Genomic DNA, 18,050 nt, shown 5'->3' on the forward strand with positions numbered 1-18,050 from the left:
TAGGACGGGACGAACTTCATGCGAGCTTATCTCTGGGTTTCCGTGGGCGCTCTTTTCGGAGCCAATCTTCGTTACTTTGTCAGTCGTTTTGCCGCCAAGCTGGTTTCTCCGAATTTTCCTTACGGCACGTTGATCATTAATATTTCGGGCAGCTTTGTGCTCGGCTTGTTCCTTATCTGGACTACCGAGCGCGTGTTAGCTGATGCCAGGTGGCGTTGGTTGATCGCGGTCGGCTTCTGTGGGTCTTATACGACCTTTTCAAGCTACGCCTTCGAGACGATTGCATATTTCGAGCAGGGACACTGGAGTCTATTCGCCCTCAACGTCCTTACCAACAATCTGCTGTGTCTGGCAGCTGTGCTCGTTGGGGCGGCGCTGGCCCGATCGTTGTAGCGCAGGACACTGCGCAACCTCGTTTACAATTTCGACCGTGGCCGTCCAAGTAACCATCTACCTGAACGAAGCCGACGAATATCAGCGCCGTCCGGCTCATCTCCAAATTCTCAACTACCTGCGGCAGCAGAATATCGCCAATGCCGTTGTCGTACACGCGGTGGCAGGATTCATCGGCCGCAGCCGCGTCAAAACCAGCACGTTGGTAGACGCTGGCGGCAAGCTACCACTTGTTGTTCTTTTCGTGGATGAAGAAGAACACGTCAGTCGCGTGCTGCCAACTCTCAAGCAGATGTCCGGCACACGCCTCATTGTTCGAGAAAACGTTGTGGTGGAATCAGGGAGCATGGCTTAATGCCTGCTCCGAGTTCGAAAATCACATCACAACTCGACATCCTCGCCATCGCCGCTCATCGCGATGACGTGGAACAAACTTGTGGCGGTACGCTGCTCAAGATGGCACAGAAAGGTCAGCGTACCGGGATCCTGGACCTTACACGTGGCGAAATGGGAACGCGCGGCAGTGCCGCCGATCGCGAGCGCGAGGCGAATGCGGCCGGGCGGCTGATGCAAGTCCGCTGGCGTGAAGCACTCGATATTCCGGACGGCAGAGTCGAAAACAATTGGGCGAATCGCCTGAAGATCGCTCACGTAATTCGCCGCGCACGTCCTCGAGTTGTGATTCTCCCATATTGGAAGGGGCGCCATCCAGATCATTACACGTGTTCAACAGTGGGGTACGAAGCTTGTTTTCTTGCAGGACTACAGAAGTTAGAGATTGCGGCTAAGATGCGGGAAGAGGGATTGGACATGGAGATCACTAACGACCTTCCTCCACATCGGCCCTTCAAGATCATCTATGCCACGCTGTATTACGACGTTCGTCCGACATTCGTCGTCGACATTAGCAATCAGTTCGAGGATAGATTCGCTGCGCTAATGGCATATAACTCCCAATTTGAGGATCGGCAGGAAGGCAGCGGACTCTTCCCTGCACGAGCCGATATTCGCGACCGCGTTCATTCGATGGCGCGCTTCTACGGCATGCTCGCCGGCGTGAAGTATGCAGAGCCGTTTGTGCAGAAGGAAGTAGGCCTCGTCGAGGACCTCACCGCAATTCCCGTGCAGTCGATCTAAGCTTCGTTAGCAGCTTGAAAGGGCATAGAAGATGAATGTTGCTTCCTCCGTCGTGTTGCTCATTGGCATCCTCGCAGGAATTCTTGTAGGAATTACCGGCACAAGCGGCGCTTTTCTCATTCCCCTAATGACCCTCCTGTTCCGGGAAACGCAAGTTCGCGCTCAAGGGACCGCCTTGCTAATCGGAGCACTGCCAATTTATCTGGTTCCATTCACCCCCTACTTTCGCGCACATCATTACAATATGAAGCTGGCGCTCCTGCTTGCTGCTGGAATCATGATCGGTGGCTACTTCGGAGGCACTCTGGCGCAATCGCTGTCCATGCTCTATCTCAAGAGAATTTTCGGAGTGGTGCTGCTCACAGTCTCATTGCGGTTGATATTTGCGGCTTGAAAAGCTTCGGTGTTCGCGAGGACACGAACTCATAGCCACCGCGTCATCAGATGCCGATCGTGATCCTTGAATCCGAGACGCTTATAGAATTCGTGGCCCCGCGCATTGAAGTGATCAGCTTCCAAATGCATAGCCTTGATGCCGACTGCACGGCAAGTCTGGATGGCAAAATCCACGGCCGCCTTTCCGATGCCCTGCCCGCGTCGCTCGGGTCTCACGTAAAACTCGTCAATGAAACAGTCTCGTCCATGAAACTCAAGCGAGAACCCGAAGCCGAGAACCATGTAGCCGACCAGCTGTTGCGATTCTTCGAAAAGAATAAACCGTCCGAGATTCCCGTTTTTGCTTAGATCAGCCAGAAGGCGCCGCAATCGATCTTCGTCATAACTTAGCCGCTCGAAGGAATAGAAGTCTTGCATGAGCGGAAGAAGACGATCTATGTCTGAGATCTCACCGAAACGGAACGAGGCGTTCATGCGCTAGAGACGCAGCATGCTAGGTGGTTACCGTCTACTTCACTCATGCTACGCGCACTCGGTGGCGCCAACGCGACCAGACAAACCAGATAATTACCAGCATGATGACCGCACCGATGACCTTGTCGAATTCGTGGAAATATTTGCCCAGGTATTTCCAATTTTCTCCAGCCTTCATTCCCAGATAGGCAAGACTGAGGCACCAAGGGAAAGATCCGACGAATGTGTACACATGAAATCGGAGACGGGGCATGCGAGCAATTCCTGCCGGGAGCGCTATGAAAGTGCGCACCACCGGCAGCATGCGGCTGAGCAGAACGGTCAGATCGCCAAGTCTCGCAAAAAAACGATCAGCCCAATCGAGTTCGTTTTGAGTGATCAGGATGTAAGAGCCGTAGCGTTCAACCAATGGACGCCCACCGTAATAGCCGATCTCGTACGCGATTTCCGAACCCAAATTACATCCGATCGCTCCCGCCAGCGCAACGAGCCACAGATTGAATTGTCCCGCGTAAACAAGATACCCAGAAAAAGGCATGATCACTTCCGAGGGCAGCGGGATGCATGCAGACTCAATAGCCATCAGCAACATGACTCCGAGATATCCCATCGCGGAGATCACGGAAATAACAAATAGTCCTAAGCTTGCGATTAGTTTTTCGACCAATCAGAAGTCCTGCGCATCCTGGGTATAGGTGTAACCGGGAAGAGTTGCGCCGTCGGAACCTTTTTGTACCTTGACTCGAATGGTATCGGAGTTAGCGGCATTGGCGTCGGCCTGGCGCAGGATGGCAAATTGCGTGAAGACTTCGTTATAGAGCTTGGTCACCAGATAATTGGATCCGTTCTCGTCGTTACGCCATACCTGTCCAAGCTGAATGGCTTTCACGGGCATGAACTCAAGATATCAGAACCATCGAATCCCTCTGCCCTCGAGGCCTGAATGCGCGTTCCTGCATTGTCGAGGCATCCTAAGACCTGCAAGAATTCTCAGTTATTGGGAAGCTGAAATCTATCGCATTGTGGGGACTTTGGGGGTACGAATGAAACAAACAAGCCGAATCACTCTAGCCTGCACGCTTTTGGTTGTGCTCGCGTGGGCTCAGGCGCCAAGCAAGTTCCGCCCTGGGTTCAACTTGTTTTCAAAAGAGCAAGACGTTCAAGTTGGACAGGAATCGGCCACGCAGGTGCGCAAACAGATGACCATGCTCAAAGACCCGTTCCTGAATCAGTACGTCAGCAGCATTGGAAAGCGCTTGGCAAACGCACAAGAAGCGAAAGACAGCGGATTTCCGTTCACCTTCGAAGTAGTCGCCGATCCATCCATCAACGCCTTCGCGCTCCCTGGCGGACCGATGTTCATCAACAGCGGGCTGCTGAAAGCTGTCGATAACGAAGCGCAACTAGCCGGAGTTATGGGACATGAGATGTCGCATGTGATTCTGCGTCACGGAACGAATCAGGCATCAAAATCGCAAATGATTCAGCTTCCGGCTGTCCTTGGCTCCAAAATGGCCGGTGGTTCGATGATGGGACAGCTCGCGCAGCTTGGAATCGGACTGGGAGCAAATAGCGTGCTGCTCAAGTTCTCCCGCGGGGCTGAGAGTCAGGCAGACCTGCTCGGTTCTCACCTTATGGCGGAATCGGGCTACGATCCAATCCAGATGGCGAAGTTCTTCCAGAAGCTGGAGGCGGACGGAGGCGCGCGAGGTCCGCAATTCTTCTCGGATCATCCGAATCCCGGCAACCGCCAGGCGGCGATTCAGCAAGAAAGCGCCAAAATGCCTCACCAGAGCTATACCTACCAAACGGGACAATTCCAACGCATGAAGCAGGTTGCCGCGGCCGTCAAGGAGCCGCCTCCCAAGCGGCCGGCACAGCAACAGCAGCAGCAACCACAACGATAGAGACGCAGCATGCTGCGTCTCTATCCCACTCCTCGACATCTATATAATTGAACTGACCACAGCCAGCAGAGATGTTGGTTTGGCCAGCTTCAGCCAATCCGGGGGCGTCACGGCTTCGACGGAAGTGCTTGCGGCTGAGAGGCATGCCGGGGTGCACACACCCGTAATCGCGTGCAAAACAACAATTGCCAATCAAAACCTGGCATACGCTGCTTAATTAATTAAGTAGCCGTCCTAGGCGGAAGGGCCCGCGGGCCGCCCAAGGACGTCATTTAGCGGGCTGGTCTCCGGCGCGCGGTCCGAGTGCCGGAGGCGAGATCATCGGACTAGCGGTTTGCGTTTCTTGTCCGCTCTGAGCGCCGGCTGCGAACGTTCCCGTAGAAGTACGGGAGCATGAACGCGACTAAGCATGTAGTCTCTTCGCCAGTAACATTTTCGGACGCGGGTTCAACTCCCGCCGCCTCCACCATTCCTCTCCCAATTTCATCCTCTTTTCCGGCAACGGCAAGGTTCGGCGCAAGCCCGCGTCGGACCAGAAGCCAACTCGGCTAATTCACTGAAAACGCATAACAGCGAATTTATCAGCGAATTTATCAGCGAATTTTTTCAAAGGGATTTGCGAGCGACGGATAATTTCGCGCAACCCTCCTGTCAACAATCGATTACAAAGATTGCAGCATTTGATGTCTCTGCTGGAACAGTGAATAACAGTGAATAAGCAGTGAATTCGGGAATTCGTCATCCGTTGCTCGCCTCACATCAGTGTTCCCAGAATGGGCCAAGTCCACTCCTCTCGAGCTGCAGTCGAGTACTTTTCACTTGACTTATTTTCCCACAATGGGCATAATAATCGTCTGTGCTCCTCGCCCGGAGCGGCCCCTGTGAGACTCACTATGTCTGCCCATCGCCCCTGAGCTTTTCCTGAAGCGCCTCGCGCACCGAATCCTGCAGCGTCTGGGGAAGCTTAGCCCCATTTGAGGTCAAGTAAAAGACGTCGAGGGCCATTTCCCCCTCGGTATCGATCAGGGCGATCTCAATGTTGCATTTCAACTCCGCCAGCGCCTCTGCCATGCGGTACAGCAATCCCGGACGATCCTGCGCGACCACTTCCAGCAGGGTGCTGTGAGTCGAGGATTCGTCGTCGATCGTGATCTTCGTTTCTATCTTCGTTCGCGCGCGATTGGTAGACTTGAAGCCGGATCGGGCGCGAATCAGGTGCTCCAGCGAACGGTCACCGCGTACTACTTCCGAAATATCTCTCTTGATCCTGTCGTGTTCCGAAGGATTCAGATCGAGGGTGCGGAAGCGATCCTTGAAATAGAAGCAGTCGATGACAGTGCCTTTGCTGTTGGAGAATGCATTTGCCTTCACAATCTCCATGCCCCAGGCCGAGAGCGCGCCGGCAAGGGTGGCGAACAGGAATGGCTTGTCCCGAGTGACAACCGTGAGCTCGTACAGGTTGCGATGAGGAGCTAAAACCAACTGCACGGGCTGCTGCCAAAGCCGCGAAGCCAGTTCCAGATGTTTGAGAACCTGCTCGGTTCCATAGGTCCGCAGGTAGCGTTGAGGTAAGCCATCAAGAAACGACTCCAAGTCCTTCATTAAGGACGGAGGAAGAGCTCCAAATCGAGCCAGAGACTGACCATCCAGAGTGCTATGAACGCGCTCTTCATCGACATGGCGATTGAGGAAATTGGAAGTTGCCACATAGACGTGCCAGAGGTTTTCAGCCTTCCATTCGGTCATGGCCTCGGGATTCACCGATGAGATGTCGCCATAAGTAAGCAAGGTCAGCATCTTCAGCACCTCCGGTGTGCCGACTTTATCCGCGAACGCTCCCACAACCTTCGGCTCGAAAACATCTCGTCGCATAACGGCCGACATTTCAAGATGGTTCTGAATCAGGAACTCGACAGCCTCCCGCTCTTCCGGCGGGAGTCCCAGACGAATCAAGACCTGACGCGCAGTGGTGAGGCTCGCGGTCACATGGTTCTCGCCCTCCATTCCCTTCCCCACATCGTGCAGAAGCAACGACAGGAATAGCAGCTCCGGTCTCTCGAGCTCGCCCAAAATCTCGGCGAATCGTTTCTTCCACTCCGCAGTGGCGGCGCGAAGAGTGTGCAGGGTTTCGATGGTTAGAAACGAATGCTCATCGACGGTGTAGCGATGAAAGAAATCGCGAATGACCAGAGCATCGATCAACTTGAATTCCGGAATGACGGCGTCGAGCAGCCCACAGTCTCGCATCGCGCGCAAAGCATTCGCCGCATGTCTCGAGGTGAGTATGCGTCGAAGATATGGCCACAAGGATTGCTCGGCTTCAGCGGCATTGAGTTGCGGAATCACCTGAATAATGGCTCGCTGCGCATCGATGCCCAGCCGTAAACCCTGTCGAGCCATACGGACAAAAACATTCAGCAGGGATGGATATTCATTCGTCGGATATGCCTTTGGAAGCACGATCGCGCCGGCGACAATCGACATATCGGTATTGGACTTATGCGCTCGCCATCGACTCAGCGTCGTGGTGAAAGACGCTTTCTTCACAGGCAGTTCTTCGAGAAGTTGAATCGCGGCTCCAGCCACGAGTCGGGCATGGCGGAAGTACACGCGCATCCACTGTGCGGTCTCCATGTCCTGACGACCGACTCCGATCCCACTCGCCGCAGCGGCATCCTGAGCTTCCCATGACAGGAGATTGTCATCGCGTCGGTGGCGGTAATGCAGAAAGCAACGAAGAGAAAACAGGAACTCTACGGCGGAGTTCAATTCGAACTGTAACCTCGGCTCGAACAAAGATCCGTCGTCGGGCCAGCTATTTGCATGGCGAAAGCGGCTCACTAAAGCAAGCCAGCACGCAAGGTTGTAGTCACGCAGGCCGCCCGGCGCCTCTTTTACGTTGGGCTCGAGGTGATAGATCGTGTTGGCGAACTTGTGATGACGCGAACGCGCAGATTCCGCGACGCTCATGAGCAGCCTTTGGCCCGACTTGCGGAGCAGGCCGGGCAAAGTCTTCGCCCGTACACGCTCAAACAATTCTCGGTCGCCTAGAAGAAAGCGGGAGTCGAGCGTTGAGACTGTGAACTCCATATTCTCGCGATCAAATCGCCCGCACTCGGCCACGGTTCGGGCTGTCGCACTGGCGCGTATCTTGAGATCCCACAAATCGAGATATACCCGGCTCAGCGCGTCTTTGTGAGCGGCTTCCTGTTTTGCATCCTTAAAAAGAAAGAGCAGGTCGACGTCGGAATGAGGAAAGAGTGTGTTTCGGCCATAACCGCCAAGCGCGATGACGGCCACACAATCTGCAGGGACAGACCTTTGCTCGACCAGATGTTCATAGCAGAGGCCGATTACCTGATCTACAAGCCGCGAGCGTCCCTGGACAACGGCGATTCCGTTTCCCGACGCCTCGAATTGTTTCCGCAGCCTGGTCAGGCCGTCTTCATACGTTTCGCGCACCTCGCTGCTGGACAAAAGGACTGACATGCAGGAATGTTTACGGACTCAAAGTATGGCAGTTCAGAGTTAATGTAGACTCGTCGCTCTTAGATAGCCGCGTCAAAAGTAGGTCTTGCGTAGGCCGCCAGTCCCACAAAACCTGTCATCCTGAGTCCGCCGCCGGCGGACGAAGGATCTCCCGGAATATTTCGGACTCGCTTGCCCTTTCCCGGCACTTTCACGATTGACTCGAAGTTCTTGGCCAAAGAGCCTGGACGCAGCATTCAAGACGATGCATCGCGGGAGATCCTTCGGCCAACGTCGGGCCTCAGGATGACAATTCATATTTGGCAGTAACGGCGCGGATGAATCCGTGCCCCTCCCTGGAACCACACGGTCGAGTCCGCAGCAACTGTGGAAACGCTCTACAGCGCCGTCACTCCGCGCTCATCGTTGCGAATTCGGACCGCATCGTCGATACGCGAGAGAAAGATTTTGCCGTCTCCAATGCGGCCTGTACGCGTGACGGAGACGATGGTCTGCACCGCACGATCTACCATCTCATCGGCCAGGACGAGTTCGAGTTTGATCTTGGGCAGGAGATCGACTGTGTACTCACGCCCGCGATAGATCTCGGTGTGTCCTTTTTGCCGTCCGTGGCCGCGGACTTCGAGGATGGTCATGCCCTCCACACCGATTTCTAGAAGCGCTTCCTTCACCGGTTCCAATTTTGACGGCTGAATGATCGCCTCAACCTTCGTCATCGACATGTATGCCCTCACGTACCTGCTCATCTAAGAAGCTGAAAGCTCCCAATAATAGCCTTCTTCACCATGTTGGCTCAGATCCAGCCCCTGCACTTCGTGATCGGCCGTGACACGCAAGCCGATGAGTAAGTCCACAACTTTGAGAATGATGAAGGTTCCAACAATTGCCAAGACCCAGGCAATCGCCACCGCTACGAACTGATTTCCTAATTGAGCCCAGTTGCCATCGACAACTCCGGAAGGAAGCACATCGCCGCGAGCGTTATGGTAGATCGGATTGATGCTGCTGGTGGCGAAGATCCCGGTTAAGAGTGCTCCGATGGTTCCACCAGCTCCATGCACGCCGAACGCATCGAGCGAGTCATCGTATCCGAACCAGTTTTTAACTTTGGCAACTATGAAATAGCAGAACGCGCCAGCAATGAGGCCAATTATCAAAGATGACATCGGCGTAACAAACCCGGCCGCCGGAGTAATTGCCACCAGTCCAGCGACCGCGCCGGAAATCGCGCCAAGAGCACTGGCTTTGCCATTACGCAGCCATTCTGCAACCCCCCATCCAACCGCCGCGGCAGCAGCTGCGAAATGTGTGTTTACAAAGGCGCTGGTCGCAAGGCCGCTCGCCGCCAATGCACTTCCCGCATTGAAACCAAACCATCCAACCCACAGCAGGCAGGCTCCAACAAAGCTCAGAACCACGCTATGAGGGGGCATTGGTTCCTTGGGATAGCCGAGACGGCGTCCCAGGTATGTGGCGCAGACCAGCGCCGACACGCCTGAAGTAACGTGTACAACCGTACCGCCGGCAAAATCCAAACTGGGAAAATGCCCACCCAGCGCTGCGTTCAGAAACCCACCTTTACCCCATACCATGTGAGCCATGGGAGCATAAACAACCAGGCTCCAGAGCGTCATAAAGAGAAGCATGGCGCTGAACTTCATCCGTTCGGCAAAGGCGCCGGTGATCAGCGCCGGCGTAATGATCGCGAACATCAATTGATAGACCATGAAGGTCTGCGCGGGAATGGTGGCGGCGTAGTCCGTATCAGGTCGAAGTCCCACACCGTGAAGAAAAACGTTGTGCAGTCCACCGATGAAGCTGTTCCCTGCTCCAAATGAAAGGCTGTAGCCCACGATGGCCCAAATGACCGTAATCAGCGCCATCATGGCGAAGCTCTGGAGCATCGTGGCGAGCACATTCTTCTTGCGTACCAGACCGCCGTAGAAGAGCGCCAACCCGGGCCCGGTCATCAACAACACCAGTGCGGCGCTGACCAGCATCCAGGCATTGTCCGCCGAAGATTGCGCGTTCTTCACCTGCAATTCGAGCTGTGCGATTCTGTCGGCCGGAGTCGCGGGCGAGGATTGCGCTGTGAGGTGACAACAGCTTGCAAGCAGGATCAAACAGAGAAAGAGAGCCCGTAGCTTACCGCGTGGAAAACGCCTCTTCATGTGCTCCAATCCTTGCAACAGGAATGATTCAGCTTACTGTGACCAGGCTTGCTTATCGCTCTCTGCAACAGATTGAAACTTTTGATGGTTTCCATCAGTTTTTCTTATTTGTGATCCAGCGGACTGATCCAGGGATTTCATATTCCGCTTGACCGCCGCCGAATACAAAGCTTTGCGGTCGCAATTTGCGATCTCAAAAAAAGCATCCTTCTTGGTTGCTGCTCCCCTGCCCCTTGTCCCCTTTCTTCGTGAGCTGATCCAGTCGCGGCCCTGGTGATGGTTACCGATTATCGCAAAAGAAGGTCCGGCAGCAATTCAGTCCACGAGATGATGTGGCTCAATGATTTGGTTACGTGGTTCCGGCTACCCTCGGCCGGTAGTCGGCGTGAGTTCCCGCGCAGCTGAAAATGGTCCATGCTACTCGCACAGACCGGGTGATGTTTTGGAATACGTCTGCTGCGGGGAAATAAGTCAACAACATTCGTGTCGCAGACTTGATACCAGCCGAGGGCAGCCGGAACCACGTCATCGACTTCTGGAATGTTGCTCTTCCAGGTCTTGATAACAATCTTAACCTTCCACTAACATTTCCCACGATTTGTTAACGCAGCCCTCATACCAAACTCACTAACCGCAACAGACAACTTCTAAGAATCAGGAGATTTATGGAAGTCCAAAAGAAATCATGGTTGCAATCGGTTGCCCTCTTGATGTGGGCGCTCGCCCTGACAGCAGTCGGGCTGGCGCAAGAGATTACCGGTACTATTCGCGGCACGGTGGCGGACAGCACCGGAGCGGTAATCTCCGGGGCCATAGTCAAAGTCACGAACACCGATACCCACGCGGTCTTGCGCACCCTAACGACGAGCACTAGCGGAGATTATGTCGCGACCCTGTTACCTGTGGGGCGGTATTCTTTAGCGGTCACAGCTCCTAATTTCAAGAAGGTTGAGCGTTCCGGAATTGAACTGAACGTCAACGACCACCTTAGCTACAACTTTACCCTTCAACCCGGAGCACCGGAGCAGGTTGTAAACGTCGAGTCCGAGCCGTTACAGGTACAACTGGAAGATGCGACGTCTGCAGGTTTGATCAACGGCACGCAGATTCGCGAGCTCTCCATTAATAATCGCAACTACGAGCAGTTAGTTGCATTGCAACCTGGCGTTTCGTCGGGCGTTTCCGACCAGATCTATATCGGCGTTTCCAATCCCACCGGCTTATCGAATCAGATCAATTTTTCGGTCAACGGTAATCGTCCTACACAAAACAATTGGACCATCGATGGCGCCGACAACGTAGATCGTGGCGCTAATTTGACGCTTCTCAACTATCCCAGCGTTGATTCGATCGCAGAATTCAAGGTTTTACGCGGCGAATACAATCCGGAGTTCGGGCGCAGCTCCGCAGGCGAAGTGAATGTCATCACACGGTCTGGAACAAGCACATTTCACGGCGGAGTCTACGAGTTCTTCCGCAATGACGTGCTGAACGCTAATGGATTCTTTGACAAACGTTCCACTCCCGTTACTCCGCGCCCGCAACTTCGTTACAACGATTTTGGAGGGACGTTTGGTGGGCCTCTCTACATACCTCGCGTTTACAACACCGAACGCAACAAGACATTTTTCTTCTTCTCGGAAGAAGCGCGTCGCGTAATCACTTATTCCAACTTTTCCAGTTTAGAGGCTCCTACTCAGGCGGAACTCGCTGGCACGTTTCCAAAAGCGGTGTGTTTGAACGCAGCTTGCACCCAAACTGGCACTCAGGTTAGCGCAATCAATCCGATCGCGCAGGCCTACATTAAGGACATCTTTTCTAAACTGCCCTTCAATCGGCTGCAGCCCGACAATACCTTCTTCTTCACCGCACCGAATGTCTTCAACGCCCGACAGGAGGTTTATAAGGTCGATCATCTGTTTGGTCAGAAATTCCAAATCTCGGGCAGGTTTGAGAATGACAATATTCCGACGGTGGAACAGGGTGGACTGTTTACCGGTTCGGCGCTGCCTGGTGTCGCTACTACCAATACCAACTCCCCTGGAAAGACGTTCTCGGTACGAGGCACGATGAATATTAGTCCGACCTTCCTGAATGAAGTAGGCTATGCCTATTCTTACGGCGCTGTTCTCAGCACTCCGGTCGGGCTGGGAGCCCTGGCCAACTCGCCGGATGTAACCCCAAAGCTGCCGTTTACTACGCAAATTCCGCGAGTTCCCAATCTTGCCTTCAATGACGGCGAAGGAATTTTCGGATTTGGTCCTTACCGCGATTTCAACTACAACCACCAGATCTTCGACAATGTAAGCAAGATCCTGGGTCATCACAGCCTGAAGTTCGGCGGAACATTCATCTATTACCAGAAGAACGAGAATGACGCCGGCGGCGGCGGATCGAACAACGGCTCCTTCAGCTTCGATGATAGTTCCCCAAATGGAAACGGTCCATCAGACGGCACCTTCCAGCAGGAGTTTGCGAATTTTCTGGAGGGCAATGTTGCCCAGTTTGCTCAAACCAATCAAGACTTCCACGCGCAGATCAGGCAAAAACAGTTTGAAGTCTATGGACAGGATGAATATCGGTGGAAGCCGAATTTCACTGTGACCTACGGTATCCGCTATTCGTATTTTCATGCGCCGTACGATGCTGGAAAATCGGCCGCCACTTTCGATCCGCGCGTCTACGATCCGGCAAAGGCCCCAGCCATCGATCCCAAAACCGGACTCTTGATTGCCGGCACGCAAACTCCAGTGCTGAACGGCGTTATTACTCCGCAAAATTCTCCCTATGGCAGCTCGGTGAATTACACTCCAGCACTGAACTTCGCTCCCCGTATCGGTTTCGCGTGGGATCCATATGGGAAAGGACAGACCTCGATTCGTGCCGGATATGGGGTGTTTTTTGACTCGCCTGCGATCAACGCCCTCGAGCAGTTCGAATTCACGAATCCGCCGTTTGTACAGAACATAACAATTAGTGCCACTCGGCTTGACAACCCCGCGAGCGGCACCGCCGATGTGAACCTCGCTCCCGAGGCGCTGGGAGGACCGGCCGTGAATTGGAAGCAACCGTACGTGGAACAGTGGAGCCTCGACGTCCAGCAGGACTTCGGACACGGGTTTCTAGGTGACATGGGCTATTACGGCAGCAAGGGAACGCACCTGATCGGCGTGGTTGATATTAATGAACCGCTGCCAGGAGCGTACACGGCCCTTGCCGGGATCCCGATCCCACTGACTGCGGCAGCTACGGAAAGGTTAAATGCGGTTCGACCCTATAAGGGATACGACGCGATCAACATCTTCTCCCCAATCTTCGGCTCCAATTACCACTCGCTGCAGGCGCAGTTGCAGAAGCGTTTCACGGGAAACTCCACGATTGTCGCCAATTACACCTATTCGCATGCAAATACAGATGCCCAGAGTGATTTCCGTACTCCCCAGAACACTTACGACATTCGTTCCGAATATGGTTCGGCGCAGTTCGACCGGCGGCACGTATTCACGGGCAGCTACATCTATGACTTGCCGTTTTTCAAGGATCAGCAGGGCTTTATCGGCCATGTGCTTGGAGGATGGGAGCTGTCAGGCATTGGATATTTGTGGTCGGGCCTGCCATTGACTGTGACGAACAGCAGCCCCAGTCGCGATCCCGCGGGACTGGGGCTTCTCGACGCCCTGAGCTTCGCAGGACGTCGACCGAATCAGATCGGAGACCCTAATGCTAATGCTCCGCACACGGTCAGGCAGTGGTTCAATACCTCCGCATTCCAGAAGGCATATCCAGCCGGACAACTAACTCCAGGAAACGAGCGTCGCGGCACCGTTCGCGGACCCGGCCAGGAGCGCTGGGACGCCTCGCTGTTTAAGAATACAAAAGTCGGCGAGCGCCTAAACGTGCAGTTTCGAGCAGAAGCGTTCAACGTGCTGAATCACACGAACTTCGACGGGATCCGCACGAGCGCGAGTAGTGGCACCTTTGGACAGGTGATCAGCGCACGCGATCCGCGCACGCTGCAACTTGGACTTAAATTGAACTTCTAACTAGAGACTGTTTTTTATCAAAACGGCCGCCCCATGGGCGGCCTTCCTCTTTGGCGGCTAAGCGCCTCGGCCCACCCGCTACCCACATCAACCGTCGCAAGAATCCAACCCCCACGGCACCACCCGCTACCGCAGGTGGTTCTGTGCATGGCACCAGGAATAGCGCGCACGGTTCTGCCCGGCCAAATGGCTAGCTGTGCCCTGTTGCCTGTAACCTGTACCCTATCCCTATGGCCACCGCTGTCGTCGCTCCAGCCAAGCCGAAGCCTCCTTCTCTGCAACAGCTGAAAGGCGCTCTGCCGGAGATTTGGGCTCTCGTTCGTCCGCGAAGGGGGCTGCTCGGTGTTGGCCTGCTTTTGATGGCCATCAACCGGGTGGCGGGATTGGTGCTGCCTGCATCCACGAAATTTCTGATCGACGATGTCATCGTGAAGCGCCACGTGTTTCGCCTTCAGCAGATTGTGGTTGCGGTGATCGCGGCCACCATCATTCAGGGCATTACTTCGTTCGCGCTCACGCAGTTATTGTCGAAGGCGGCACAGCGGCTGATTGCCGACATGCGGCGGCAGATTCAGGAGCACGTGGGACGCTTGCCCGTCGCTTACTATGATTCGACCAAAACGGGAACAACGGTGGCGCGCATCCTTTCGGACGTGGAGGGCGTGCGTAACCTGATCGGCACAGGGCTGGTTGATTTTCTTGGCGGACTGCTAACCGCGGTTCTCGCCTTCATCGTTTTGATACGCATCAGCGTGACCATGACGACGATCGCCTTCGTCTGCATCGCGATCTCTTCTCTGGCATTGCGGAAGGCGTTCAAGACGATTCGTCCGATCTTTCGCGAGCGCAGCAAGATCTACGCTGAGGTCAGCGGACGTCTCACCGAGTCCCTGGGCGGTGTGCGCGTCATCAAGGGTTACCACGCCGAGGAGCGGGAGCATGCGGTGTTTACCATGGGCGTACACCGTCTTCTGAGCAACGTCCTGCGCACTCTGACCGCAACTTCAGTCATGAGTCTCTCCTCGACCGTGCTGCTCGGGATCGTTGGCGCTGTAGTGATGTATCTCGGAGCACGGCAGATTCTCGCCGGAAGTCTGACGGTTGGCGGCTTCTTTATGTACACGATGTTCATGGGCTTCTTGATAGCCCCAATGCTGCAGGTGGTGGCGATTGGGACTCAGATTACAGAAGCGCTGGCCGGCCTGGAGCGTACGCGCGAAGTCTTGAACGAGAACCCCGAGGATGTCGATCCGCAGCGAACGATTATCCTCGCCGGCATCATCGGTAACGTCGAGTTCGAGAACGTCAGCTTCTCTTACGATCAGAACAAAGAGGTCCTGCACAACATTTCATTTCAATCCTCTTCGGGAACTGTCACCGCCCTGGTTGGTTCTTCCGGTTCCGGGAAGTCGACGATCATCGGGCTGCTCTCAGCGTTTTACAAGCCGCAGAGCGGGCGCATTCTCGTGGACGACGTGGACCTCAGCCATGTGCGTCTCGATTCGTATCGCACCAAGCTGGGCGTCGTGCTGCAGGAATCATTCCTGTTCGACGGAACCATTCGGGAGAACGTGGCTTTTTCCCGTCCGGAGGCCAGCGAAGAAGAGATTCTGCGCGCTTGCCGCATCGCGCGCGTAGACGAGTTTGCCGATCGCTTCGACAAGGGCTACGAGACGATTGTCGGCGAGCGTGGAGTGAAGCTTTCGGGTGGACAGCGCCAGAGAATCTCGATCGCGCGCGCAATCCTGGCCGATCCGCGAATTCTCATTCTCGACGAAGCTACGTCGAGCCTCGACTCAGAATCGGAAGCTCTGATTCAGGAAGGTCTGTCCTTCCTAATGCGCGGCCGAACAACTTTCGTCATCGCCCACCGCCTAAGCACGATTCGCCGCGCCGATCAGATCCTCGTAATTGAGAGCGGGAACCTGCTGGAGCGGGGCACACACGAAGAACTCTACGAGCGCGGCGGCCGCTATTTCGAGCTTTACACGAAGCAGCATGGGCTGGAGAAGAACCTCTTTCTGGCTCCAGGCGAGGGGGATGCCGTGGAAGAAACCGCGGAAGCACAGGCGCGCGGCGCACGCATTCCCAATTCGGTAGACATCCTGCGCGGGAATGTGAGCTAGGACGGGTTAATGTAACCCAAAAGCCTCATGCAGCCTTACGCTTTGGCTGTTGTGGCTCCTGTCCGCGGGAGGAGTCATTTTCGCCGCTGTTCTCGGAAGGCTCAGATTGGCCCTCAGTCCCAAGAACCTTTTCGGAGAGACGAAGATAGCGGCGAATCAGGCCACTGGAGTCCTCTTGCACGTCGCGGCGAATTTTCTGCCAATGATTGCTTTCCTTCCCAGAGGCAGCATTGTCGGTCTTGCGACGGCCGTATGGCCTATTGGCGCGATAACTCATCAGTAAACAGTCGAATACTCATTCAGATGGGCAGAGAAAGCCAGAATGTTGCATGGTAACCAGGGCGGGATTACAGAGAGCGTTATCAAGAAGTAAACAGAGTAGAGGAATCGGGTGATCGGGTGAAGTAAAAGCGGCTATCGGCGGTCGGCAAACGGTTTTTGCGGAACCGCACTAAAAGCTAATTGGCTGAACGCCGACAGCCGAGAGCCGAGTGCCTGTTTTCACTCACCCCGATCACCCGATGGCCCGATCACCCGATCCCTCAGCCTCCTATATGCACCATGCTTCGTGAAGGCTGCATGAAGCCAGGTTCGCCGATATGGTGTCGGGCTTCCTTCTTCTCTACGACTGAGCGGATGTAATCGGCCATTTCGGCATCGTCTCCGCCGCGTTGCATTACAGCATAGAGATCGTGATCGAAGAGAGAGAAGAGGCAGGTCCGGATTTTGCCGTCGGAGGTGATGCGGATTCGGGAGCAGTGTCCGCAGAAGGGCTTGGAGACGGGAGCGATGATTCCGATTTCGCCCAAGCCATCTTCAAACGTATAGCGGCGCGCGGTTTCGCTGGCGACATTAGCCGGCAGCTCTCGTACCGCTTTCCATGATGAGAGCGTCTTCACGATTTCATCCAGAGTAACGACCACCTCTGGGCTCCACACGCGGTCCTCTTCCAGTGGCATGAATTCGATGAACCGCACGATCACGCCTTGATCGCGGGAAAACTTGGCGAACTCGATAATCTGGTCCTCATTGAAACCGCGCAGCAGCACGCAATTCACCTTCACTGGATCGAGAGCTGCTCGCCGGGCTGCGCGAATGCCGGCGAGAACCCGCTCAAATCCGCCGGAGACACGCGTGATGCGCGCGAACTTTTCTCGATCGACGGCATCCATGCTGACCGTGATGCGGCTCAGTCCTGCGTCCTTGAGCGGCTGGGCGAGATCCTCGAGCAGGTGCCCGTTTGTAGTGATCGCGATATCGGGTTTGTGCCCGCTCGTAGTGCGGAGTTGTGCTACTTCGCGAACAAATTCGACTACGCCACGGCGCAATAGCGGCTCACCGCCAGTAATTCGTACCTTCTCGATTCCCAGCGAGACCATGACCCGCACCATGCGCAGGTACTCTTCGAGCTTGAGATCTGCGTACTGCGCGCCCTCATTTCCGGTTCGACAATACACGCAGCGATAGTTGCACCGGTCCGTAATGGAAATGCGCAGATCGGTGATGGCGCGTCCGAATTTGTCTTGCAGCGGCATAGGCCAGTGAATGTTAGAGGCAAAACTCGCGTCGGCGGATTCGGAATTCAGTTGGAAGGGAAGACACGCCTGCGAACGGCGATTAGCGGGCGGTTTCCTTTCCAAAACGGGAGGCGCAAGCGTTTCCACTCACACCCTCGGCCGAATCACTCCGGCACCGTCGCCACAACCAGGTATTCCACAGGTCGAGGCGATCGAAAACCTCTAACAAATAGGGTACAGGGAATAGGGGACAGGGTACAGGGGGAAAAACAGGGGACAGGGGACAGGGACAGGGACAGGGATAGGGAAAAGCATGCGCGTGGAGCAAATTCGATTGATGGAATCGGTTCAGCTGAGGAGCCGAGGAACAAAAAGGAGACAGTCGCTGTTGCCCTGT

At 55.0% G+C, this 18,050-nt stretch carries 14 protein-coding genes, 1 other RNA gene and 1 riboswitch; of the genes, 8 read left to right on the plus strand and 7 right to left on the minus strand.

All coding sequences use genetic code 11. The annotated features are described in order from the left end of the window. Positions 1 to 18: 18 nt before the first annotated feature. From crcB to DMG62_17555, 4 genes are read left to right on the plus strand one after another with little or no spacing between them, the layout of a single operon-like run. Positions 19 to 393, plus strand: a complete 375-nt coding sequence (gene crcB / locus DMG62_17540; protein PYY21621.1) for a fluoride efflux transporter CrcB — start codon at positions 19 to 21, stop codon at positions 391 to 393. A gap of 28 nt (positions 394 to 421) precedes the next feature. After that, positions 422 to 748, plus strand: a complete 327-nt coding sequence (locus DMG62_17545; protein ID PYY21650.1) for a hypothetical protein — start codon at positions 422 to 424, stop codon at positions 746 to 748. Beyond that, the gene (gene bshB1 / locus DMG62_17550; GenBank protein PYY21622.1) at positions 748 to 1,530 is read left to right on the plus strand and encodes a bacillithiol biosynthesis deacetylase BshB1; all 783 of its coding nucleotides are present in this window, start codon (positions 748 to 750) and stop codon (positions 1,528 to 1,530) included. Before DMG62_17545 ends, bshB1 begins: the two co-directional genes overlap by 1 nt. 31 nt (positions 1,531 to 1,561) lie before the next feature. Continuing rightward, positions 1,562 to 1,924, plus strand: coding sequence for a sulfite exporter TauE/SafE family protein (locus DMG62_17555; protein PYY21623.1), 363 nt, complete (start codon positions 1,562 to 1,564; stop codon positions 1,922 to 1,924). Positions 1,925 to 1,953: 29 nt separating this feature from the next. Here the strand turns inward: DMG62_17555 and DMG62_17560 are convergent, their stop codons facing one another. Next, the gene (locus tag DMG62_17560) at positions 1,954 to 2,400 is read right to left on the minus strand and encodes a GNAT family N-acetyltransferase (GenBank protein PYY21624.1); all 447 of its coding nucleotides are present in this window, start codon (positions 2,398 to 2,400) and stop codon (positions 1,954 to 1,956) included. A 43-nt stretch (positions 2,401 to 2,443) separates the two neighbouring features. After that, a complete protein-coding gene (locus DMG62_17565; protein ID PYY21625.1) occupies positions 2,444 to 3,067 on the minus strand; it encodes an alkaline phosphatase in 624 nt (207 codons plus the stop codon). Between the two features lie 211 nt (positions 3,068 to 3,278). Between DMG62_17565 and DMG62_17570 the strand changes: the two genes are divergently transcribed. Beyond that, positions 3,279 to 4,307 (plus strand): hypothetical protein, encoded by a 1,029-nt coding sequence (locus DMG62_17570; GenBank protein PYY21626.1) that lies wholly within the window; start codon positions 3,279 to 3,281, stop codon positions 4,305 to 4,307. 100 nt (positions 4,308 to 4,407) lie between these two features. Then, positions 4,408 to 4,776, plus strand: a transfer-messenger RNA (tmRNA) gene (gene ssrA, locus DMG62_17575). 422 nt (positions 4,777 to 5,198) lie between these two features. Here ssrA and DMG62_17580 read toward each other — a convergent pair. From DMG62_17580 to DMG62_17590, 3 genes are all read right to left on the minus strand, one after another. Beyond that, entirely contained in the window at positions 5,199 to 7,796 is a 2,598-nt protein-coding gene (locus DMG62_17580; protein ID PYY21627.1) for a [protein-PII] uridylyltransferase, read from the minus strand. Positions 7,797 to 8,173: 377 nt separating this feature from the next. Next, on the minus strand, positions 8,174 to 8,512 hold the full coding sequence (locus DMG62_17585) for a P-II family nitrogen regulator (protein ID PYY21651.1): 339 nt from the start codon (positions 8,510 to 8,512) through the stop codon (positions 8,174 to 8,176). A 30-nt stretch (positions 8,513 to 8,542) separates the two neighbouring features. Beyond that, a complete protein-coding gene (locus tag DMG62_17590; protein ID PYY21628.1) occupies positions 8,543 to 9,967 on the minus strand; it encodes an ammonia channel protein in 1,425 nt (474 codons plus the stop codon). Between the two features lie 665 nt (positions 9,968 to 10,632). On the opposite strand from DMG62_17590, the gene DMG62_17595 reads away from it, so the two are divergent. Further along, the gene (locus DMG62_17595) at positions 10,633 to 14,010 is read left to right on the plus strand and encodes an adenylyl cyclase (GenBank protein PYY21629.1); all 3,378 of its coding nucleotides are present in this window, start codon (positions 10,633 to 10,635) and stop codon (positions 14,008 to 14,010) included. A gap of 230 nt (positions 14,011 to 14,240) precedes the next feature. Next, positions 14,241 to 16,136 (plus strand): ABC transporter permease, encoded by a 1,896-nt coding sequence (locus DMG62_17600; GenBank protein ID PYY21630.1) that lies wholly within the window; start codon positions 14,241 to 14,243, stop codon positions 16,134 to 16,136. 25 nt (positions 16,137 to 16,161) lie between these two features. Here the strand turns inward: DMG62_17600 and DMG62_17605 are convergent, their stop codons facing one another. Next, complete coding sequence (locus DMG62_17605; protein ID PYY21631.1) at positions 16,162 to 16,413, minus strand: hypothetical protein; 252 nt, start codon at positions 16,411 to 16,413, stop codon at positions 16,162 to 16,164. 265 nt (positions 16,414 to 16,678) lie between these two features. Next, complete coding sequence (gene moaA, locus DMG62_17610; protein PYY21632.1) at positions 16,679 to 17,671, minus strand: GTP 3',8-cyclase MoaA; 993 nt, start codon at positions 17,669 to 17,671, stop codon at positions 16,679 to 16,681. 78 nt (positions 17,672 to 17,749) lie between these two features. Then, positions 17,750 to 17,883: riboswitch (molybdenum cofactor riboswitch) on the minus strand. Positions 17,884 to 18,050 lie beyond the last annotated feature (167 nt).

This window comes from Acidobacteriota bacterium, from assembly GCA_003225175.1.
Classification (GTDB): domain Bacteria; phylum Acidobacteriota; class Terriglobia; order Terriglobales; family Acidobacteriaceae; genus Gp1-AA112.

Coding starts and splice junctions, on each gene's coding strand:
- crcB (PYY21621.1), top strand. CDS start 19: ATGCGAGCTTATCTCTGGGTTTCCGTGGGCGCTCTTTTCGGAGCCAAT.
- bshB1 (PYY21622.1), top strand. CDS start 748: ATGCCTGCTCCGAGTTCGAAAATCACATCACAACTCGACATCCTCGCC.
- DMG62_17555 (PYY21623.1), top strand. CDS start 1,562: ATGAATGTTGCTTCCTCCGTCGTGTTGCTCATTGGCATCCTCGCAGGA.
- DMG62_17560 (PYY21624.1), bottom strand. CDS start 2,400: ATGAACGCCTCGTTCCGTTTCGGTGAGATCTCAGACATAGATCGTCTT.
- DMG62_17570 (PYY21626.1), top strand. CDS start 3,279: ATGGCTTTCACGGGCATGAACTCAAGATATCAGAACCATCGAATCCCT.
- DMG62_17580 (PYY21627.1), bottom strand. CDS start 7,796: ATGTCAGTCCTTTTGTCCAGCAGCGAGGTGCGCGAAACGTATGAAGAC.
- DMG62_17585 (PYY21651.1), bottom strand. CDS start 8,512: ATGACGAAGGTTGAGGCGATCATTCAGCCGTCAAAATTGGAACCGGTG.
- DMG62_17590 (PYY21628.1), bottom strand. CDS start 9,967: ATGAAGAGGCGTTTTCCACGCGGTAAGCTACGGGCTCTCTTTCTCTGT.
- DMG62_17595 (PYY21629.1), top strand. CDS start 10,633: ATGGAAGTCCAAAAGAAATCATGGTTGCAATCGGTTGCCCTCTTGATG.
- DMG62_17600 (PYY21630.1), top strand. CDS start 14,241: ATGGCCACCGCTGTCGTCGCTCCAGCCAAGCCGAAGCCTCCTTCTCTG.
- DMG62_17605 (PYY21631.1), bottom strand. CDS start 16,413: ATGAGTTATCGCGCCAATAGGCCATACGGCCGTCGCAAGACCGACAAT.
- moaA (PYY21632.1), bottom strand. CDS start 17,671: ATGCCGCTGCAAGACAAATTCGGACGCGCCATCACCGATCTGCGCATT.